Annotated in this window: 21 protein-coding genes and 1 riboswitch; of the genes, 6 read left to right on the top strand and 15 right to left on the bottom strand. The window is 46.3% G+C overall.

The window, feature by feature from the left end; genetic code table 11:
• Nucleotides 1-5 precede the first annotated feature (5 nt).
• On the top strand, nt 6-1,196 hold the full coding sequence (locus ACWXW9_RS20915; RefSeq protein ID WP_494930982.1) for an MFS transporter: 1,191 nt from the start codon (nt 6-8) through the stop codon (nt 1,194-1,196).
• 29 nt (nt 1,197-1,225) lie between these two features.
• Nucleotides 1,226-2,116: a shikimate dehydrogenase gene (locus ACWXW9_RS20910; RefSeq protein ID WP_494930981.1), complete on the top strand. Its 891-nt coding sequence runs from the start codon at nt 1,226-1,228 to the stop codon at nt 2,114-2,116.
• 93 nt (nt 2,117-2,209) lie between these two features.
• Here the strand turns inward: ACWXW9_RS20910 and ACWXW9_RS20905 are convergent, their stop codons facing one another.
• Nucleotides 2,210-3,436, bottom strand: a complete 1,227-nt coding sequence (locus ACWXW9_RS20905) for an RtcB family protein (protein ID WP_494930980.1) — start codon at nt 3,434-3,436, stop codon at nt 2,210-2,212.
• Nucleotides 3,437-3,530: 94 nt separating this feature from the next.
• Between ACWXW9_RS20905 and ACWXW9_RS20900 the strand changes: the two genes are divergently transcribed.
• On the top strand, nt 3,531-3,893 hold the full coding sequence (locus ACWXW9_RS20900) for a cupin domain-containing protein (RefSeq protein ID WP_494930979.1): 363 nt from the start codon (nt 3,531-3,533) through the stop codon (nt 3,891-3,893).
• Nucleotides 3,894-4,078: 185 nt separating this feature from the next.
• Here the strand turns inward: ACWXW9_RS20900 and ACWXW9_RS20895 are convergent, their stop codons facing one another.
• The 11 genes from ACWXW9_RS20895 to desA form a co-directional block, all read right to left on the bottom strand.
• Nucleotides 4,079-5,287: a M20 family metallopeptidase gene (locus ACWXW9_RS20895; protein ID WP_494930978.1), complete on the bottom strand. Its 1,209-nt coding sequence runs from the start codon at nt 5,285-5,287 to the stop codon at nt 4,079-4,081.
• Between the two features lie 57 nt (nt 5,288-5,344).
• Entirely contained in the window at nt 5,345-6,232 is an 888-nt protein-coding gene (locus ACWXW9_RS20890) for a MetQ/NlpA family ABC transporter substrate-binding protein (protein ID WP_494930977.1), read from the bottom strand.
• 44 nt (nt 6,233-6,276) lie between these two features.
• Nucleotides 6,277-6,939, bottom strand: a complete 663-nt coding sequence (locus ACWXW9_RS20885) for a methionine ABC transporter permease (protein WP_494930976.1) — start codon at nt 6,937-6,939, stop codon at nt 6,277-6,279.
• Nucleotides 6,929-7,954: a methionine ABC transporter ATP-binding protein gene (locus ACWXW9_RS20880; protein ID WP_494930975.1), complete on the bottom strand. Its 1,026-nt coding sequence runs from the start codon at nt 7,952-7,954 to the stop codon at nt 6,929-6,931. Before ACWXW9_RS20880 ends, ACWXW9_RS20885 begins: the two co-directional genes overlap by 11 nt.
• Nucleotides 7,955-8,283: 329 nt before the next feature.
• Nucleotides 8,284-9,285, bottom strand: a complete 1,002-nt coding sequence (locus ACWXW9_RS20875) for a Gfo/Idh/MocA family protein (protein ID WP_134914447.1) — start codon at nt 9,283-9,285, stop codon at nt 8,284-8,286.
• Nucleotides 9,286-9,478: 193 nt separating this feature from the next.
• Nucleotides 9,479-10,372: an Rpn family recombination-promoting nuclease/putative transposase gene (locus tag ACWXW9_RS20870; protein ID WP_494930974.1), complete on the bottom strand. Its 894-nt coding sequence runs from the start codon at nt 10,370-10,372 to the stop codon at nt 9,479-9,481.
• A gap of 3 nt (nt 10,373-10,375) precedes the next feature.
• On the bottom strand, nt 10,376-11,017 hold the full coding sequence (locus ACWXW9_RS20865; RefSeq protein WP_134911064.1) for a deoxynucleoside kinase: 642 nt from the start codon (nt 11,015-11,017) through the stop codon (nt 10,376-10,378).
• Complete coding sequence (locus tag ACWXW9_RS20860; RefSeq protein WP_149095950.1) at nt 11,014-11,637, bottom strand: deoxynucleoside kinase; 624 nt, start codon at nt 11,635-11,637, stop codon at nt 11,014-11,016. The genes ACWXW9_RS20865 and ACWXW9_RS20860 overlap by 4 nt, the downstream gene beginning before the upstream one ends.
• 181 nt (nt 11,638-11,818) lie before the next feature.
• A complete protein-coding gene (locus tag ACWXW9_RS20855) occupies nt 11,819-12,418 on the bottom strand; it encodes a response regulator transcription factor (RefSeq protein WP_283654733.1) in 600 nt (199 codons plus the stop codon).
• On the bottom strand, nt 12,415-13,548 hold the full coding sequence (locus ACWXW9_RS20850) for a sensor histidine kinase (protein WP_342416742.1): 1,134 nt from the start codon (nt 13,546-13,548) through the stop codon (nt 12,415-12,417). The genes ACWXW9_RS20855 and ACWXW9_RS20850 overlap by 4 nt, the downstream gene beginning before the upstream one ends.
• Nucleotides 13,549-13,620: 72 nt before the next feature.
• The gene (gene desA / locus ACWXW9_RS20845) at nt 13,621-14,676 is read right to left on the bottom strand and encodes a Delta(5) desaturase DesA (RefSeq protein ID WP_494930973.1); all 1,056 of its coding nucleotides are present in this window, start codon (nt 14,674-14,676) and stop codon (nt 13,621-13,623) included.
• 219 nt (nt 14,677-14,895) lie between these two features.
• Nucleotides 14,896-14,980, top strand: a riboswitch (ZMP/ZTP riboswitch).
• Between the two features lie 113 nt (nt 14,981-15,093).
• Between desA and ACWXW9_RS20840 the strand changes: the two genes are divergently transcribed.
• The 3 genes from ACWXW9_RS20840 to ACWXW9_RS20830 all read left to right on the top strand — a co-directional run bounded on the left by ACWXW9_RS20840 (nt 15,094) and on the right by ACWXW9_RS20830 (nt 18,250).
• Nucleotides 15,094-15,960, top strand: a complete 867-nt coding sequence (locus tag ACWXW9_RS20840) for a bifunctional 5,10-methylenetetrahydrofolate dehydrogenase/5,10-methenyltetrahydrofolate cyclohydrolase (protein WP_494930972.1) — start codon at nt 15,094-15,096, stop codon at nt 15,958-15,960.
• Nucleotides 15,957-16,592, top strand: coding sequence for a cyclodeaminase/cyclohydrolase family protein (locus ACWXW9_RS20835; RefSeq protein ID WP_494930971.1), 636 nt, complete (start codon nt 15,957-15,959; stop codon nt 16,590-16,592). Before ACWXW9_RS20840 ends, ACWXW9_RS20835 begins: the two co-directional genes overlap by 4 nt.
• A 152-nt stretch (nt 16,593-16,744) precedes the next feature.
• Nucleotides 16,745-18,250: a stalk domain-containing protein gene (locus ACWXW9_RS20830; protein WP_494930970.1), complete on the top strand. Its 1,506-nt coding sequence runs from the start codon at nt 16,745-16,747 to the stop codon at nt 18,248-18,250.
• A gap of 161 nt (nt 18,251-18,411) precedes the next feature.
• Here the strand turns inward: ACWXW9_RS20830 and ACWXW9_RS20825 are convergent, their stop codons facing one another.
• The 3 genes from ACWXW9_RS20825 to ACWXW9_RS20815 are packed head-to-tail and all read right to left on the bottom strand — an operon-like array spanning nt 18,412 to nt 21,428.
• Nucleotides 18,412-19,239: a carbohydrate ABC transporter permease gene (locus ACWXW9_RS20825; RefSeq protein ID WP_494930969.1), complete on the bottom strand. Its 828-nt coding sequence runs from the start codon at nt 19,237-19,239 to the stop codon at nt 18,412-18,414.
• A 12-nt stretch (nt 19,240-19,251) separates the two neighbouring features.
• Nucleotides 19,252-20,151, bottom strand: a complete 900-nt coding sequence (locus ACWXW9_RS20820) for a carbohydrate ABC transporter permease (RefSeq protein ID WP_494930968.1) — start codon at nt 20,149-20,151, stop codon at nt 19,252-19,254.
• A 23-nt stretch (nt 20,152-20,174) separates the two neighbouring features.
• Nucleotides 20,175-21,428: an ABC transporter substrate-binding protein gene (locus tag ACWXW9_RS20815; RefSeq protein ID WP_494930967.1), complete on the bottom strand. Its 1,254-nt coding sequence runs from the start codon at nt 21,426-21,428 to the stop codon at nt 20,175-20,177.
• Nucleotides 21,429-21,451: the final 23 nt, after the last annotated feature.

The following is a 21,451-nucleotide window of genomic DNA, read 5'->3' as shown; positions in this document are numbered from 1 at the left end:
TACTCATGAAAAATCCTTATATCAGAATGGCAACAGGGCTTTACATCAACTATTTTCTTCTGGGTATGATCAATGTTATCCTCTCCTCGAATATGAGCTTCCTGACCGTGCAATTGAACACGGATAAAGCAGCCATCGGCTATCTGGTGTCAGCGATCGGGATCGGTAAGCTGCTGGCTCTCGGGGTAGCCGGGAAAATGTCAGACAAATACGGAAGAAAGCCGCTCGTTGTGATTGCATCATTTGCTTATTTAATTTTCCTGATCGGTATTCCCCTTGCACCCAACTATACGTTGGCTTTCGTATTTGCTATTATCGCAGGGCTTTGTAACTCCATGATGGATTCGGGAACGTATCCCGCATTAATTGAAGGGTTCGGAAAAAAAGCCGGCTCTGCAACGGTCTTGGTCAAAGCATCCGTTTCTATCGGTGCCATTGTTATTCCGTTCATGATTGCATTCTTTATCGATCACAATATGTTCTATGGCTACTCCTTCTTTATTCCGGCAGGTATTTATCTGCTGAGCGGTATCTTCTTATCGACGACAGCCTTTCCCAATCACAAAATGGAGGAACAAAAGGCTACAACCAAGGCTGCTCAATCCGTGGATACATTCCGCAGTGAGCCTAAGTTTTGGCAAGAGGGTCTTTCTCTGATCATTATCGGGTTTACTTCCACTGTATTGTTCATGGTCGTGCAGCTATGGCTTCCTACCTTCGGGCAAGAGGCTTTGGGTATGGAGAAAGCCAGTGCTATTAAACTGTTGAGCTACTATAGTATAGGTTCGCTGGTTTCCGTTATTCTGTTAGCCGTGGTACTTGGCAGATTCATTAAACCGGTTACTGTCATGATTGTGTATCCGTTTATTGCCCTGCTTTCCTTGCTGGCTTTAATTACTTGGCACAATCCTGCCGCTACGATAATCAGTTCGTTCTTAATCGGATTGTCTACCGCAGGTATATTCCAAATTGCTCTCACCGTTATGACGGAATTCTTCCGCAAAAACAAAGGGACTACGACTTCTCTCGTGAACATTGCAGCCAGTCTTTCGTTTATCCTGATGCCGTTAGCTACCGGGGGCATGTCCAAGAGCCTCGGAATTACTTCCGTGTTCATTCTGGATATTGCGATTGCCGTAGTTAGTATTTTGCTGGCCGTGTTTGTTGCTTATCGATATAAAAAAGTGTTTCATTAAACTACAAAGATTACTTGGAGGCTTATATCATGAAAAATGCTGGACGTATTGACGGAAGAACACAATTAATAGGACTGCTTGCTACACCGATCGGACATTCTTTGTCCCCAGCTATGCATAATCTTGCGTTTGAAAAACTGGGCCTGAACAACGCGTATATGGCCTTTGAAGTAGGAAACGAACAACTGGAAGAAGTAGTACGGGGGATGCGTGCTCTGAACATGCGCGGTTATAACGTATCTATGCCTAACAAAACAGCTATTTTACAGTACCTTGACGAATTGGACGACAGCGCAAAATTTACAGGAGCAGTCAATACCGTTGTGAATACGGATGGTAAACTGAAAGGTTACAGTACAGACGGATCCGGTTATGTTCGCAACCTGCGTGAACACGGCATTGATCTGAACGGCAAAAAAATGACACTCGTCGGCTCTGGCGGCGCTGCTACTCCGATTGCTATTGAAGCGGCTCAAGCAGGTCTGGCTGAAATTTCAATCTTTGCCCGTAATGATCAGTTCTTTGCCCGTGCAGAAGAAAATGTCCGTATTATTAATGAAGATATGAAACACACCCAAGTCAAAGCAAATATATATCCTCTGGAGGATCAAGAACAATTACGTGAAGAGATCCGCACAAGTCATATCTTCGCTAACGGTACAGGCGTTGGCATGAAACCGCTGGAAGGCAAAAGTGTGATTGAAGATGTGTCCATGCTTCGTTCCGATCTGATCGTGACCGATGTAGTATACAGCCCGGCTAAATCCAAGCTGATGGAACAAGCCGAATCCGTAGGTGCAACCGCCATTAACGGTCTGGGCATGATGCTGTGGCAGGGCGCACTTGCTTTCGAGCTGTGGACAGGCCAGGAAATGCCGGTCTCTTATATCAAGGAACAACTGTTTGCGGACCAACTGTAAGACTTAAAGTTACTATAATAATAAAAAGAGACTATATCCGGCGAATGATCGTTTCTGCCGGATATAGTCTCTTTTTATTACTAAATCTTTTCATTAGTCCTTATACGGATCGAACTCATTCGCCCCCGCCATACATACTCCAATAGGCTTGAGCTCATGCAGAACCTCCACTGTCTCAGCATGAGCGTCCAGCACCTCGCGCAGCTTGCGGTAAACGAACGGGCTTTCATCCGTACCCGCTCCGCGCAGCTCGACACCATAGTCCTGTACGGCCTCCTTCATCTGCAAGTCCGTAATCTGACCGCCGCTGCGCGTACGGGTTTTCCAGTTCATTTTACCGGCTGCCTGCGTACGGCTCATAATGCGTCCTGCACCATGAACTGTACTATAGTAGGAATCGCGATTTTCTACCGTATCCTTACCGCGTACAATCACCGAAATATCACCCATGCTTCCACCAATAAAACCCGTTTGGCCAGGAGCCGAGGGAGTAGCACCTTTGCGGACTACAATCGTGTCACGTCCATCATGCTGCTCTTTCCATGCGTAATTATGGTGATTATGCACGGCAAAGTCCGCTTCGGTGCCCATTATACCAAGCACCTGTTCTATCACATAATCCCGTCCCGCATAAGCATAACGTCCGGCAAGCCGCATCGCACGGTAGTACATATCCCCCAACTCACTATTCATGTCCAGCAGCACCGGCGGTTGATCCATATGCTCTCCTGGCGCTTTTCCGAGAAACTCCCGTCCTGCCGCCAAATTTAGAAATCCGCTTGCTGTTTTGTGTCCAAAGCCCCGGCTCCCAAAATGATTCGCAATCCAGACCTGACCTGTCGCTTCCTCCACGAATACGTCAACAAAATGATTACCACTCCCCACCGTACCCAACTGGTCTCTCGCCAAGGATTTCAGCTTGTCATGCTCCTGTTTCCCAACCGCAGCATATACTGCCCAATCCGGGTCATCGAACAGCTCATGGTCTACCTGAACCGCATTTATACGACCTACTCCAAAGGAAATATGACGTGCAATCTCATCCATAATGGATGAAATACGTGGCAAAATATCTGCTGCGGACAGCTTGGTCCTAACCGCCTTGTTTCCGCATCCGATATCATACCCGACACCCGAAGGTGAAATTTGTCCGTCATATACCATCACGCCACCAATCGGCTGACTGTAGCCTTTATGATGATCCGCCATCAGCAGCGCTTGAATCACATTACCGTTCTCGGCACAAGTACGGGCTTGAGATAACGCCCCTGAATCGGGTACTCCCCACACGCGCACTCCGTTGATTTCTTGATAAGCCATCGTTTCAGCCTCCTATATTTTGCTTGGAAATCTCTAGCCACTTATCCGTCTCTCTGCTATACTATTGCAGCATCTACTAGAGGAGGGATCTTTCATGATTGAAAAGGTAAATTTGTTGTCCAAATTTGATCAGATTCAAGAATATTACAGCCCCCGCATCGTTGCCAATGTAAATGATTCAGCCGTTAAAATCGTTAAAGTCAAAGGTGAATTTCTATGGCATCACCATGATGAATCCGACGAATTATTCCTTGTCATTAAAGGGAAATTGACTATAAAACTACGCGATAAGGATATACACCTGAACGAAGGTGAAATGGTGGTTATCCCTAAAGGCGTAGAGCATATGCCTTTTGCAGAAGAAGAGGCTTACGTTGCTCTTATTGAACCTGGCGATTTATTGAATACCGGCAATGTTCAAAATGAACGCTCCGTTCATCATGTGGACAACCTTTAAACGTTGAACCTGTTAATAGCATTATGTACGTTTTACCAGCTTCCGAACAGGGCATAAGTATTACAAGCACAGCAGCAGACGTCCCATAAAAAAATGAAAAAGGATATCCATGCAGCCAACAAGACTGTAGGATATCCTTTTATACTATTCATATAGATCGCTCTGCTTTACATCATCGATGATGCTTATTGTGCCGCTGAATGCGTACGTTTATAATCTTCTTTTACCGCGGCCAGCAGCGCTTCATCTACCAGGAGCTGCAACCCCGATAAGGCTAACGCCTTCGCGCCAGTCACTAAGGCTTCCTCTCCCTTGACAGAGCCAGCCGCTTCCCGAAATTCCACCGTATGAGCGATCAGATCATCCGGTCCGATTTTAATGTAGGCATGCGCAGTCGGAATGACATGGCTTACATTACCCGCATCCGTCGAGCCGATTCCGCCACGGGGTCTACGATCCAATTGTTCCCCTAGCGCTTCCAGCTCCCGGCCTACAACTTCATCCAGCGTATCGTTCAGAATGAAATCACGTACTTCATTTTGAAAACGTTCAATCTTCACAGTAGCCCCTGTTGCCAATGCAGCAGCTTCTGCGATATTGCGAACCTTCGCGGAAACCTCTTCCGTGCGCTGCCAAGTGCTTGCCCGAATGAAAAAGCGCGCCGATGCGTAATCCGGGATAATATTGGGCGCGTCTCCCCCATGCGTAATAATGCCGTGAATCCGTACATCGGTGGGAAGCTGCTGACGCAAGGCATTGATGCCGCTGAACAATTGAAGAACCGCATCCAGCGCATTAATCCCTTGCTCCGGTGATCCGGCTGCATGAGCAGCTTTGCCGTAAAAATGAAAGTCCAGCGGGTCAACCGCCAGGCTTGGCGAAGTCAGCCGGGTTACACCAGACGGATGAACCATCAGCGCAGCGTCAATCCCTTCGAACAGCCCATGCTTTACGAAGCTTCCCTTCGCACTGCCATTAGGCCCACCTTCCTCTGCCGGAGTGCCGAATACATACACCTCGCCTCCCGTCTTGTCAATCACCTGTCCCAAAGCGATGGCGGCAGCCGTACTCGCCGTTCCGATAATGTTATGACCGCAAGCATGGCCCAGGCCAGGCAACGCATCATATTCCGCCAGGTATCCGATTTTAGGACCTTGTCGGGTCGAAGCCTTACGAGCAACAAATCCCGTTTCGTGACCCGCTACGTTACGAGTTATCTCAAAACCCGCCTGCTGCAAAATATCCGTCAGTACCTTGGAAGCTTGAAATTCCTGATTGCCGATTTCAGGGTTGGCATGAATAAATCGGCTTGTCTCCGTATAGAGTGTTCGGGAACCCTCGATTTGTTCTATAATCCGCTGCTTGTGTGTATCCACCGTATTCGTTGCACTCATCGCAATCTCTCCTCTTTTTTAGAATAATATGCTTTCAATTATATTTTTCAAACGCCCTTACTTCTTTTGCGCTTTGACATCCGCCACCAGCTTATCCAATGTAGCCTGTAGCTCCTCGGCAGACTGGTCTACCACTACGTTGGCTCCTTTGGAATCCTGTTTTACAGCCTCCGCGACCTCCGGATCATGGTACAAATCCACAATCGTTTGGTAGGCTGCATTGTCCTTATCCTCTGCACGGGCGGCAAATACGTTAACATAAGGCTTCGCTTCCTCGCTACTTGCATCATCCTTGTAAATGGACGCGTCCAGCTTGAGCCCGGCATCTGTAGCGACACCGCTATTCACAGCCGAAGCTGCTACATCAGACAACACACGTGGCGTCTGTTGGGCGACGACAGGTACGATCTCCAGCTTTTTCGGATTGCCTTCAATCTCATCCGTAGTTGGATACAAGCCTGCATCCTTCTTCAATTCAATCAGCCCGGCAGACTGGAGCAGTTTCAAAGCACGTCCCTGATTGGAGGGATCATCCGGTATAGCAATTTTGGAGCCGTCAGGAAGTTCCGATACGTTTTTGAATTTTTCGGAGTACAGCGCCATCGGAGCAATGACCGTTGCACCAATGGGAACGATGTTCAGATCATTTTCCACGTTGAACTGACTGAGGAAGGCCAAGTGCTGAAAGGAGTTCAAATCCACCTCTTTATTGGCAAGCGCCTTGTTGGGCAACGTGTAATCCGAAAAGCTGATCAGCTCGATTTCAATATTTTTAGCCTCCGCTTTCTTCTTGAGCACATCCCAATATGTGTCTTCCGACCCGGAAACCCCGATTTTAATATGCACCTTGTCATTTGCACCTGACCCTGAACCGTTAGCCGAGCACGCAGAAAGAAGAGATACACTAAGAATAGCGAGCAAACCCAAGCAAATTATTTTTCTCATATCCATTTCCCCTTTAATCGTTATGTATGATGCCTGTTTTCAAATCAGCGTCGTAAAAATTTACGTGACAGGTAGTTCCCCGCATACTGGGCAACCTGTACAAAAATGATCAGCAAAACAATCGTGACAATCATTACCGAGGTATCGAACCGTTGATAACCATAGGTCATCGCCAGATTCCCCAGACCTCCCCCGCCCACGGTGCCTGCCATTGCAGAGAAGTCAATCAATGCCACCGTAATAAACGTCAGGCCGAGAATTAAAGGCCCCAACGCTTCCCGAATCAGCACATCCGTGATGATCTGATAAGGAGTCGCCCCCAACGCCTTGGCCGCTTCAATCATCCCCGGATCGATGGAAACCAGATTATTTTCCACAATCCTCGCTACAGCAAAGGCCGCTACAATGGTCATGGGGAAAATAGCCGCCGAGGTTCCAATGGTGGTCCCCATAACTAAACGCGTAAACGGGCTAATCGCAACCAAGAAAATAATAAACGGAATCGGCCGGATGATATTAATCAGCAAATTCAAAAGCATAAATACAAATTTGTTTTCAAACAGGCTCCCTTTGCGTGTCACATACAACAACAAACCAATGACAAGCCCCAAAATACTGGCGAAAACCAGCGTGACGACAACCATCAGAAGCGTTTCTCCTGTAGCCTCCACCACCTTCAGCCAAAATGTATCCCAATTAACTCTCATGATCGACGACCTCCCTGACTTCCACCGTCGTTCGCAGTTCTTCCACGACCTTATCAACCTCGTCTTCGGCTCCGATCAACTCCACAATGAGGCTGCCGAACAGCGCACCCTGTAGCTCATTAATGCTGCCGTATACGATGTTGTAATCCAGATTGTATTTGCGTGTAGCCCTCGACAGCACGGGTTCACTTGTCGCCCCATCCCGAAAAATAAGTCTGTACAGCCGTCCGGCATGGTGCTCCCGAATCTTGCTCAGCAGCTTGGGTGATAGCTGATCATTCAGCACTGAGCGAATAAAATTTCTCGTCGTTTTCGTCTGTGGATTGGCGAATACATCGAACACATTGCCCTGTTCTATCACCCTGCCATTCTCCATCACCGCGACACGGTCACAGATACTACGGATCACGTTCATTTCATGGGTAATGAGTAAGATCGTAATCTGATACTCCTCATTGACTTTTTTCAGCAGCTTTAATATATCTTCTGTCGTCTCTGGGTCGAGTGCCGAGGTCGCTTCATCACATATCAGAATATCCGGCGAATTTGCCAGCGCTCTGGCAATGCCAACCCGTTGCTTTTGACCGCCAGATAGCTGCTCTGGATACGAATCTGCCTTATCCTCCAGCCCTACAAATCGCAGTAGTTCCTTAACACGAGCATCAATCTGCGCCTTTGGCAGTTTAGCCAGCTTCAGTGGATAAGCCAGATTCCCATACACGGTACGCGAATTGAATAAATTAAAAGTCTGGAACACCATCCCGATCCGCCTTCTTAAATCCCTTAGCTCCTTGGGGCGTATCCGGGTAATATCCTGATCATTCACGACAATTCGCCCCTCCGAGGGACGCTCCAGCAAATTTACAAGCCGTAACAACGTGCTTTTACCTGCTCCACTGAAGCCAATGACGCCGAAAATCTCTCCTTTTCCAACGGATAATGTAACGTTTTCCAAAGCACTTACCTTTCGATTGGGTAAAGAAAATATTTTGCTGACCTGTTCAAACTTAATCAAACCTGCTTACCTCCTTACATCTGAACCTCTGCGTTCCCACTTTTTTAGTAATCCGGTTGAATTAATCGGAATTATAGCCTAAAAAAAGCTCCCTTGGCTCCGTTTATACCGGAGGTGGGATTATTTAACTATATATCGTATGGTTAACACCTTAAGATAAGAAGGAGAATCTGTCAATAAAAATGAATACATCCTTCATCCTCCTGTGATCACAGCCGCTTACACTTTTGGGCATACAAAACCAAATAAGGCCGACCGGATGTTTGCAAAGTTTGCAAAACCGGCAGCCCTGTTTCCCTGTTCAAGAGTATCGTCAAATCACTAGCCAACTAACGTGCAGTCGTATCTTTCAAATCCGCTTCAAAGCGAAGGCCGATCTGCTGTCTTGCATCCTCCATCACTTCGGCGACTGCGAGTGAACATTCCAGTGAATTAATGGAGCTATTGCGTTCTCCGCTTTTAATCAGATCAATAAACTCCTGAATTTCATAATACATCGGTTCGCGCGTTTGTGCTTTCGTCAAATCCTCAATCGTGCCGTCCCGATAATGAATTTTCACCTCATACGGTTGGCTAATTTTATCAATCACCATCGTTCCATTTTCACCCTGAATTTCGGCAGGTAAATATGAATCGGTAATTTTGGAATGCATCACGACGGCATCCATATCCGGATATCGCATAGCGATGCTGCCTTCCCCATCTACACCAGAGGACAGGAGCACACCAACCGCGCGAACTTCCTCCGGTTTGCCGAACAATGCCACCATAGGATACAGGCAATAAACCCCAAGGTCCATCAATGAGCCATTCGAAAAAGCCGGATTAAAGGCATTCAACACTTTTCCTTGCTTAAAAGCATCAAAACGTGATGAATATTGACAATAACTTGCAAAATAACGCCTAACACGGCCTATTTTATACATATGGTCTTTAACAATTTTAAAGTTTGGCATAAGCGTAGATTTAATGGCCTCCATTAGCAAAACATCATTGTTGCGCGCAGCCTCAATCATGCTCTGCACCTCCGTTGCATTGGAGGCAAACGGCTTCTCACACAGTACGTGCTTTCCGTGATTCATACACACAATCGCCTGCTCCGCATGCAAGGAGTTGGGACTGGCAATGTATACGGCATCCACCTGATCACTTGCAGCCATTTGCGCTAAGTCTGTAAATACCTCCGGATGGCTGTTGTTCTTGGCAGCAAAAGCTTTGCCTTTATCCTCTGTTCGTGAGTATACCGCCGTCAGGGCAAATTCGTCCGTCTCTACCGCGGCTTGAATAAACCTCTCCGTTATCCAGTTGGTTCCAACAATACCAAAACGTATCACAGTATCCCATCCTTCCCCGTGAGTAATTTACATTTAAAATATGTATCCATTCTCGCATTCTAGCCTAAGCTTGTCCACTATACAGTTAAGCATACTTCGTCCTTGGAGATAATCTATTCGACAAAAAAAGACTGCGGTCATCAGCCAATTCATTCTGATTGTACCACAGTCCTTGTATGTTGTTTCTGATTTATACTTTCAGCGAACGCACCTCTGACTCGGATAAGCCAGATGCTTTTACAATCACTTCAATTTCAAGCCCCATATTCAGCATATTTCGTGCGATTTCAATTGCCTTCTGGCGCTCTCCTTCAACTTTACCTTCTGCTTTACCTTCAGCCTTCCCCTCTGCCTTACCTAGTTTCAAGCCTTCTTCCCTTGCGCCTTCGATCATGGAAGCCTCATCATGCAGGTACTTTTGTCGGGCTTCATACTGTAAACGCGCCTCTTTATCCTGACTTAGAAACTCCAGCGTAGTCATCGCCTTTTTCAAACCGGGTTCATTCATGGCTAGTACCTCCCATTGAGATGGATTACTTCCCTTTAGAAACAGAAGCCAGTTGACCAAGCCACCGCTACCAGCCGGAATCTCGTGCTCATCCAGTTTGGGCAGTTCCAAAAAATGCAACTCCATATCATCACTAAACGGGATGCCCGTACGGTCCTCTGCCAAATGAAACACATTATGATAACGGCTGTTCGGTAGGAAGGAATAATTCAAAATGTTGATCGTTACACACTTTCTCAGCAGCTTATAGGATTGGCCTTCGTACAATTGTCCTGCATACTGCTTACTCCAATAAAACAAAGTTCGTTTATCCATGTCATACTTATTGAAAAGCTGCATCTCCACATTAATGAGCTGACCTTCCGACGTTCTGGCCCGAATATCCAAAATAGACTGCTTATCACGCGGTGCGTCCTTATCCGTATACGGATTCAAAAGTACAATTTCCGTTAATGGAGGTTTCCCCGCTTCCTCAAAGGTACGATTTAGAAAAGTTAAAAGCACATCACGATTTTCCTCGCTTCCGAAAATGCGCTTAAACAAAAAGTCAAAACCGTCCTCACGGACGGTCAACAATTTTTATTTTTTAGAAATCACCTTGCCTACCTCTACCAAAATGGCATCCATGGAGGCTGGGTCATGCACGTCATATTCATCAATGTTCAGACGCAGCACAGGACAGGCATCGAACTCGTTGATCCAATTGGAATATCTGCGATACATTTGCTCCCAATAAGATCGCTCTGTCTGGATCTCCATTTCACGGCCGCGCTCCTCGATCCGGCTCAGTATGGATGGCAAGCTGCCTTCCAGATAGACCAGTACATCCGGGTGCGGGAAAAATGGCGTCATCACCATCGCCTCAAACAGACTGGTATACGTTTCATAATCCGTAGGGTTCATCGTCCCCTGGTCGGCATGCATTTTCGCAAAAATTCCTGTGTCCTCATAAATCGAACGGTCCTGCACAAAGCCTCCGCCGGACAAGAAGATGTTTTTTTGCTCCTTGAAGCGCTCGGCCAGAAAATAAATTTGCAGATGAAAGCTCCATCTTTCGAAATCATGATAAAACTTCTCCAGATAAGGATTATGATCTACCTTCTCCAGGGAGGTTTTAAAGCCAAGGCGTTCAGCCAGAGCCCCCGTCAGCGTGGATTTACCCACACCTACCGTACCCGCTACCGTAATCAGGGCATTCGCGGGGATGTTGTAATTATTCATTGTATAAGCTCCTTTACATCGGAAACAATCAGTTCAAATTGTGCTCGGTTTTCTACAAAATCAATCTCATTCCCGTTAACGGTCAATATCTTGGGAAAAGGAGCCTGTTTGGCGAGAAATTGCATGCCTTTATCATAATCGATAATAAGTTGCTCCAGATAGGCCGGGTCCATCTCCTGTTCAAAGGAGCGCGCCCGTTTGCGAATTCTGCCCAGCAACGTATCCAGATCGGCTTTAATGTATATGATCACGTCCGGCTTAGGCATATCGTCGGTGAGCAGATGATAGATTTGGCGATATTTTTCAAGTTTCACACCCTTTAGGGTCCGCTCAGCAAAAATGAGGTTTTTATAAATATGATAGTCGGAAATAACAGGCTGTGCCTTCTCGATATATTGCAGGCCGGTATCCTCCAGTTGCTTGTACCGATTGCAGAGAAAGAACATTTCCAGTTGGAAGCTCCACTCATCTATATTTTGATAAAATTTATCGAGAAACGGGTTCTCCTCGACAATCTCTTTAATAATCGGCATATGCAGCTCCGTTGAAAGCATGGAAGCCAACGTCGTTTTCCCTGCTCCGATCGGCCCTTCAACAGCTATAAATGGGGCTTGTTTCATGTAGTTCAGTTCCTCCTTGTACTTCGGTCCATCCCCTGGATAGCTATCCTATTGTATCACAAGGAAGTAGGATAAAGGCATATACTTTCTCTTATGTATCCTCCGATAAAACAACAAAACAGAGACGCTATGTCTTCCTTCATAGCTTCCCTGTTTCTCCTTGAACATTTATGCCTTACGCTTATTTAAACCAGCCTTTTTCATTAAAACGCGTAATCGCCTCAATTCGATTGCTGACACCCAACTTATCCAGAATGACTGAAATGTAATTGCGCACCGTTCCTGTCGTCAGGTATAGCTCACCGGCAATCTCTTTAGTGTTCTTCCCATCAGCAATGAGCGACAAGACGGTCTTCTCACGCTCGGTCAGCGGGTTAACTTCCGCATAAGCATCATCGACCAGCTCCGGAGCATAAATGCGACGGCCTGCCATAATACTTCGAATCGAGGAAGCCAGTTCTTCACTGGGACTGTCCTTGAGCAGATAACCGTGCGTGCCTGCCTTGATGGCCCGTTCAAAATATCCGGGACGGGCAAATGTGGTCAGAATCAGCACCTTGCAATTCAATCCCTTAAGTTCCTCAGCCGCATCCAATCCGCTCTTGATTGGCATTTCGATATCCATGATGCATATATCCGGCTGATGCAGCTTGACCAGCTCTAAAGCCTCTTCCCCGTTGCTTGCTTTTCCGACTACTTTCATGTCCTCTTCCAAGTCCAGCAGGGAGGCCAAAGCACCCAGCAGCATACGCTGGTCTTCCGCAATGACGATTCGAATCATGGCCCCACCTCCTCATTTGGCTTTTCAGTAATATTCGGCACTTTAATAATCAGGGCCGTTCCCTGATCTGAACGCAGTTCCATACAGCCGTTCACAAATTCGAGCCTTTCCTTCATCCCTTGCAGACCATTCCCCCGAAAGGCTGCACTTTCTCCCGTAACGCCGACTCCATTGTCCTGAATCCGAAGGGTCAGCTCCTTACGAGACGGCTCAATGGTAATGGAGCAGGCTGTAGCGCCACTGTGCTTCACCACATTGGTCACCGCCTCTTTCATGCACATACTAAGCACATTCTCGTTCATCAAAGACGTATGCTCCAGCTTTGGGTCGCCCTCCAAGGTGAATTCAATGTGAGCTGCCTTTAAAATCTGCCGAATACGCAGTAATTCATCCTCTAATCGCATACCTCGCATCTGAGTGACCATTTCCCGCACTTCTTTTAACGCACTTCTCGCCGTAAGACGAACATCGTTAATTTCAGCGTGAGCCCGCTCCGGGTACTGATCCATCAGCTTGCCAGCCAAATCACTTTTCAGTCCGATGAGTGACAGCTTTTGACCGAGAGTATCATGCAGGTCGCGCGCAATTCTTTGCCGCTCCTCCAGCTTAATCAATTCCGATATTTTCTTATTGGCATCCTCCAATTGCACTTGAAGCCGATCACTTTTATTTCGGTTAAAAGTGGTTATCGGAATCAAGATTACACCAAGCAGATTCAGCAGAATAAAAGGAAGCTGCTTAATAAAAACAGGATCTTGAGCTACGAAGCCGTAATTGATCAATCCAATGGTACAGACCATCAGAACAATATACAGTGTAGTGAATGCGGCCTTGCTTTTGATATTACCAATCAGAAAAGCGATAAATATCGAGAAATACATATAGCTGAATAGCAACGTCATGGTAATGGATATCGCAATTTGTACACTCGTCCAGAAGTAGATCAGCCACCCCCGAGAGACAAAAGCCAGTACATAACAAGCAAAAAACACTAAAATAATGATGGTACCCAGCACAATATGGCTTGTAGATGAGGAGCTAAAATAATAGAAGGGCAGGATATAAAAGACAACCCATACATAAGGGTTAAGTCCCGTATTTCTTTGAAAAATCTGATACCATTTTTGCATCCTGCCCACCCTTTATCATTTCACTAATTCAGCTTATATCCCTTATCTTATCATACCGTGTTTCGTACAAAGTTATTTTCTTTCCGTACTCACAATAGGTGTGGGGACGGGTTTCGTAACGGCAGCACGTTTGCTGAGCAACGGCTTCACTTGTTTAAAGGTCAAAAAGGTTTTCGTGCTTTCATCCCAAAGCCGGAACTTCAGAGATTGCAGACTTGTGCTCACTGTGATAGTCGTCGCTTTTTGAAGCTGTGGGGTGGCATCATGCGCCTTCTCCAAATTGTAATTCGGTACTTTCGGACTCAAATGATGAACGTGATGGAAGCCGATATTGCCCGTAATCCATTGCAACACCTTGGGAAGCTTATAGTAAGAGCTGCCTTCTACGGCTGCATTAATATAGCTCCACTCTTCATCATGCTCAAAATACGAATCCTCAAACTGATGCTGTACATAGAACAACCAGATTCCCAGCACACCTGATACAAAAAAAATAGGTGCCTGTATCAAAACAAAATTCTGCCATCCGATGGCCCAGCACAACAGAGCGTACAAGACAACTAGAGATATATTCGTTACATGCGTATTTATTCTTTCCTTACGTTTTGCCTTCTTTGTGTTAAAGCGATAGGAAATCAAAAAAGTGTAGATCGGACCGAGTCCGAACATCCCCCATGGACTCCGGTATACACGATAAGCCAGTCGTGTCCATGCAGAAGCTTCTATATACTCTTCCACCGTAAGCACCCACATATCACCTGTGCCCCGTTTGTCCAGATTACTGCTGGTTGCATGGTGGATCGCGTGGCTATTTTTCCATTGGTCATACGGGCAAAGTGTAATAATACCTGTAATCGTGCCCACAATGTCATTCAGCCTGCGGCTTTTGAAGAACGATTGATGACCGCAATCATGAAAAATGATAAACGTTCGTATAACAAACCCTGAAGCAATAATAGTAATGGGAAGGGTCAGCCAATACGATACCGACAGACTAAGATAAGCGGCATACCATAGCAGAATCAGTGGACCCAGGGTATTAATGAGTTGCAGAACGCTGGATTTCGTGTTTATTTTCTCATAGGGAGCCATATTTTTTTTCAATTGGGCTAATGGGAGTTGTGTCATACTTAATGTTGATCCTCCTTTAAAATGACGCCCGTACCTTGATCTCGTCAGGCGTACATGTTGATCTAACCTCAGTATAAGGGGATACCTGTGTTCGAAGTAGTCATAAACGTCAGTTCAGGAATATGACATTTGTCATATGGGCAAATAACATGACCTCTTTGCCAAATGTTCACGGGTTTCTTTTCGGAAGATTATTTGTTAAAATATAAGATAAATAACGCTGTATGTGACTGGCGAAGTCAGTGGAATCAACCACGAGGGAGCATACAATGAAAGCGTGCCGTTCGCCTGGGAGAAGTATTTGCAGAGGATTCGTCTGTCGTGACGACCTTGTGCAAATACTTTTTTTCGTTTTACAAGACCATGACACCCTGTTGATTCCATCATGCGATAAATTCAGAGGAGGTTCAGACTATGGCTATCATTATGAAATCCAAAGAAGCAGCTGAGCAAGTGTATGCAACGATCCGTAACAAAGTAGAACAAATGAAACAGCAAGGGCATCGCCCTCATTTGGCAACACTGTTGGTAGAAGGCGATCCGGCCTCTGCCTACTACGCCCGGACCAAGCAAAAAATAGCGGAGAAGCTGGGCATCTCCTTTCATCTTCATACCTTTGACCGCCATGTAAGCGAAGCTGAACTCCTTCACCTGATCGGCAGCCTGAACGAAGCCTCTCATGTACATGGTATTATGCTGGAATTGCCTCTTCCCCAGCATCTATCCGCTTCAGCGATTAAACAATCCATCGCCCCGTACAAGGATATTGATGGAATTACCCCAGGCAACAAGCTGGCTACCGTTACAGGTGAAAGCGGATTGTATCCCGCTACGCCTCAAGCCTGTATTGAGCTACTCAAACATTACGGTCACACATTGGCAGGCAAAAATGTCACCCTTGTCGGCATAGGACAGACGGTGGGACTTCCCCTTTTTCACATGCTGCAAAGAGAAAATGCCACCGTTACCGCCTGTCATGCAGGCACACGTGATATTGCGGAGCATTTGAGCCATGCAGACATTGCCTTCGTTGCAGTCGGTTGCCCTGATGTGATTACACAGGATATGGTTCATCCCGGTTTGATTTTGGTAGATGCGGGAATTAACGAGACGCTGGAGGGAAAAATAGTGGGGGATGCTGCTTTAGACGTTGGGGAAAAGGTACATGCCATTTCTCCGGTTCCCGGCGGTGTCGGCACATTAACAACTGCGATTTTGTACAAGAATCTGCTCAAAGCAATAGATCTGCAACAATACTCCAGAGAGGTGGCCTATTCATGAGTGAACTGTCGTGGAGTGATTCCATCGGACATTTTCTAAGAGAGGCTGGAAGTGCAGCGCCTACCCCCGGCGGAGGAAGTGTATCCGCACTGGCAGCGGCACTGGGCGCGGCTATGACCTCCATGACCGCCAGCCTTACCCAAGGAGAAAAATACGCGCATGTTCATGGTCAAATCACTGAAGTGATTCATAGCATGGAAAATCTGTCTGCGCGCTGTGAGGAACTGATGACCGCAGACATTCAATCCTTTGAACAATACATGACCGCATTGCGCTTGCCCAAAGAAACAGACGAAGAAAAACGCTATCGAACCCATTCCCTACAGACCGTGGTGATCGCCGCCATTGAGGTGCCGATGCGTTTGCTGGAAGTGTGCCGGGACGGAATGCAGCGTGCCTACAGTATTGTGGAACTGTCCAACAAAAATGTCATTTCTGATCTCGGCATAGGCGCGATTCTGTTCGAGGCTGCCGCCCAATCCGCCCTGCTCACCGTTGAAATTAACCTTGCTTCCCTGAAAGATTTGGATGTCAAACACGCCTATGAAGCGAAAACGGCTGCGCTCATTAGTGAAATTGGACAAATCAAAGCGCAAACCTTATTGATCGTGCGTGGCCGAATAACGAGCTAAGAAATAACCTCCAAATCCATGTCTAAGCATGGGTTTCTGGAGGTTATTTTTTTGGAATTGATTTGTTCTGGAAAACTTTTCTATAAATTCTTCGTCTATTGATAAGTAGATATTCTCCTTATATACATTGATGAAGAAATGAGGAAAAACGCATGAAAAGACGTACTCTGTTAATCAGTATGATCGCGTTGTTATTGTTCAGTTCCAGTGCATGGGCGGCCGAAGATGAATCGACGTCCCGTATTCGCTCTTATGATTCCGGGAGTCTGATTCAATCCGATGGGAGCTTGTGGTTATGGGGCTATAATCAATCCGTACCGACTCGTGTAGAAGATAAGCCCAACGTTGTAAGAACATTTTCGAATATAATCCAGGAAGGCGATCTGATATTTACCTTACAAGATCATTCCGCCTGGTATGTGCCAAGAAACAACATTTCTGAATCCGTGAAATTCATTCCTCTGGAAGGACTACAAAACATCATAGACGTGCGTATTATGAATGATCATGTGCTCGCCCTAAATGCCGAAGGAACCGTATTATCCGCTGATCGAATCGAAAATGGTGGCAACTTTGGCCCATTTCAAACTCTTTCCGGCATCGACAAGATTACAGAGTTGGATAGTTACTATGAAGAAAGACCGCAATATGAGGAACGCTGGCTCTTCTTGAAGAAGGACGGAAGTGTATGGAAAAATACAAGGTCCTTGCAGGGCTTCGAGCCTGTTCCATCATTAAAGGATATTACTGCTATCTCCAAAAACATAGCCTTAAAGAAAGACGGTACTGTATGGACATGGCCCAAGGTATTTGAAAAAAATGCTACCCCCTCCGAAGCTTTATCTGCATCGCAGATTCAAGCCTTATCGGACATCAAAATAATTAAGACCAATGGGAGTTCCAATCTCGCGATTGATCGACAAGGACGGTTATGGTTCTGGGGTGAAACGGTCACAGGTTACTCGGATAGTACAACCTATCACAACGAAAATTACCCTGTATTGTTAACAGGTATAAAGGATGTCAAAGACGTCTTTATCGTTGAACGCTCTATCCTTGCACTGACGACAGGCGGGAATGTATATGAAGCGTCCTTGGAAGGTGAGAAATTATCGTCCACTGTCCCTTTTAAATTACTCGCCAAAAATATTCAAAGCATCCAGGCTGGATTACGGCATGTGATCATGCAAAAAACAGACGGCACCCTATGGGGCTGGGGGGTCAACAAACATGCGCAGCTTGGCATAGGGGATTATGAATTTCTCTACAGTACGCCGGTTCCTGTACAAAAGCCGATTCTCGTCCTTCTCAATGATACACCGGTCCCCCTAAGTAACGGTGTCATTACCCGCAACGGGCAGGCGTTTATTCCCCTTCGTTCTGTTTTTGACAAGCTGGGGGCCGAGGTCACTTATGATTTTAACAGCAAAATAGCGGAAATTAATCAGTCTAAAACAGGAGCCAATCCCGTCTCTCTGCAAATTAATCTTAAAAACGGGCAGACAACGATGAACGGTGAAGTTGTGAAACTCACAAATCCTCCCTTCACTGTAAACGGCATTGGCTATCTTCCGCTCCGGCTGATCAGCGAGACGCTAGGGGCCAAAGTAGATTGGATTCAAAAAGAAGATACTATCGTAATTACGACGAAATCGTAAATAAAAAGCCAAACGTCCAACTGTGAATAGTCATAACCTGATCAGTCAAAATCCAGGATTGCACTTAACTTATCACCATTCTTCATACAGATTTGGATAACCTCTTGGATTATCAAAAAAGGGATATCTGCCCTGTTCGGGTTCGATATCCCTTACCTTCGTTATTTGCCGCCCGTAAAAGTGATTCCCTTAATAAAGTAACGATTAAAGAATGCATAAATAACAAGGATCGGTAGCGTAGATATCATGGAAGCCGCCATAATGTAATTCCAATAGCTGATATATTGACCTTTGAACGTATTCAGCCCAAGTGGCAAGGTAAACATTTCCGGGCTGGACATCACAATCAGCGGCTTCATAAAGTCATTCCACGACCCCATGAACACAAAGATGATCTGCGCAGCCAATGCTGGACGAGCCAACGGAAGAACGATGCGAAAAAAAGCGCCAAACCTCCCTAAACCATCAATCTCGGCGGCCTCTTCCAGTTCTTTCGGAAAGCTGACAAAAAACTGGCGCATCATAAAAATATACGTTGCGCTGATCATGGAGGGAATGATCATTCCTTGATACGTATCCAGCCAACCAAAGCCTTTCAGAATCAAGAAATTCGGTATCATCGTAACCTGAGCCGGAATCATCAGTACACCCAGGATGATGATGAACAACAGATTTTTTCCCGGAAAATTCAAGCGGGCAAGCGCATAGCCAGCCATAGAATTAAACAGCAGGTTCAGCGCAGTAATCGCTACACCGATCACCAGGCTGTTCAACAGCCAGCGACCGAATAAGGGCTGCTGAATAAATATCATTTTATAATTATCCGAGGTAAAAACTTTGGGAATAAAACTGATTTTTCCACTCACTATTTCTTCCAACGGTTTGAATGACGACGACAGCGCCCAAAAAAACGGGACAAGCGTAACGGCCGCGTAACCGATGAGAATCAAATACAATATGATTTTCCCGATGCCTATTCGACGGTTCATGATGCTCCCTCCCTAGTTCAAAGATTCTTCCTTGGAAAATTTGCGCTGGATGAGCGTTGCGATCAAAATGATCACGGCCAAAGTCATGGCTAACGCAGCAGCGTACCCCATCGTACCCAGGTTTTTAAAGGCATATTGATAGATCAGCAAGACGACGGTAAGCGTCGAATTGTTCGGACCGCCTGATCCCGCCGAAAAAATATAGGACTGGTCGAACAATTGAAACGTCCCAATCAATCCCATAATGACGACAAAAGAGGTCACAGGTCTCAAACTGGGCATCGTAATGTTCCAAAATTTTTGGAAAGCGTTCGCCCCATCCAATTCGGCAGCCTCGTATAAAGAGTCCGGAATATCCTGCAGCGCGGCCAAGTAAATAACCATAAAAAAGGGAGCCGTCGACCAAATATTCATCCCCATAATGGCATTAAGCGCCACCCTCGGATCACCCAGCCAGTTATATGTCGGCAATCCCACCACACTCAATAGCTCATTAATGAGACCACTCTGGTTGAACATCCACATAAAGATGAGCGTCAGCACAGCGGATGATGTTAATGTGGGAAGGAAATAAATGACCCGAAATATCTTCTGTCCTTTCAGGCCCGCATTCAAAACGGCGGCCATGACCATCGCTAGAACGGTCTGAATCGGAACGACGATAATGACATATTTTAGTGTGTTCCAGATGGCTATATGAGCCCGGTTATCCACCATGATACGGGCGAAATTTCGCAGACCCGTAAATTCCGAGCTGGAAACGCCAAGTAGTTGCACTTTATGAAATGCAAGATAAATGGCATAAAAAATCGGTCCAATAATGAAAAAGAGCAGCACGAACAAGGTCGGCAGTAGAAACAAATACCCTTGAGCGGCCTCTTTAAAAGCCCTTTTGGAAACACTCCGCTTCATGATGAGCACCCTCCGTTCCTGTTTTAGTCATAGAGCTGGAATTCAATTTCCCCATTGGCTTGATCCTGTGCCTCCTGGAGCGCCTCCTTCAACGGTCTCTCGCCGATATAAGCGCTTACAAATTGGTTGTTGAAGTTATTAAATATGGTTGGAAGCGTAGATCCTTCTGACCAGACAGTCGCATAAGGGGCACCTGCAACAAGCGGTCCGAGTATCGGGTCTTTATCATATCCCAGCTCCTTGGCGACTGATTTGCGGGTCGGAAGCTCAAATCTTTTGCTCGTCCAGGTTTTCATCCCCTGTTTGCCGGTCAAATAGGAGATCAGCTCCCAGGAAGCCTGCTTTTTGGTGGAAGCCGCATTCATCACATATCCAACCGTAAAGGCCATCGTCCCTTTTTTACCATGAATCGTCGGCACTTCCGCTGTCCCGAAGTCAATGTTCGGGAAGGTGCTTTTCAAGAATGGGATCGCCCAGTTCCCTTCCAGCACCATAGCCGCTTTCCCTTGACCGAGCATCTCGCCGGTCCACCCGGCTCCCACATCACTGGGCTGCGCTGCCGTCTTGTCGATCAGATGCTGATCCACATAAGGCTGAAGAGCATTTAGCACTTCCGGAGTAGTGAAGTTGGCTCTGCCGTTCTTAACCACCTGTCCACCTAACGATTGAGCAATAAAAAATGTGCGCGCAAGCTCCGGATTTTGTCCGAAACCGTACACTTTGGTTCCTTTCGTTAATTTACGTGAAGCCGCCCGCAGCTCGTCCCATGTTGTCGGAACTTCCACACCCGCTGCTTTCAGCATCTTTTTATTGTATAAGAGCGCAAGCGTCGAATATCCCTTCGGAAAACCGTATATGTTCCCGTTCTTTTGGAATACCTGAATCATTGGCTTTTCAAAATCATTCATATCAAAATCAGGGGTTACATAATGATTAAGCGGTTCCAAAACCCCCGTTTCGATCAATCCCGGGGCTTCAATAGCGTCCAAATAAAATACGTCCGGGCCTTTGCCGCCAATTAAACGGGTTTTGATCACATCCATATACTGATCGGCGATCACTTCGCGTTTCACCTTGATATTCGGATGGCTTTGTTCAAATTCAGCGAGCACCTGATCCAACAGTTTGGTTTCTTCCGGGGTAGAGCCCCAGCCTGCAAAAGTAATTTCTACCTTTCCGCCTGCACTCTTCTTCTGTCCGCTGCCACAGCCCGCCAGCAAGCTGGCGGACAGGGCGGTCATCACGGCCACAATTACGAACCATCTGATCGCTTTCATCCTCGTTTTCCCCTCCCTTTCTG

The sequence above is a fragment of the Paenibacillus sp. LT-B23 genome, assembly GCF_059417685.1.
Note: the sequence above shows the minus strand (reverse complement) of the source record. Positions and strands in the feature narration are given on the sequence as shown.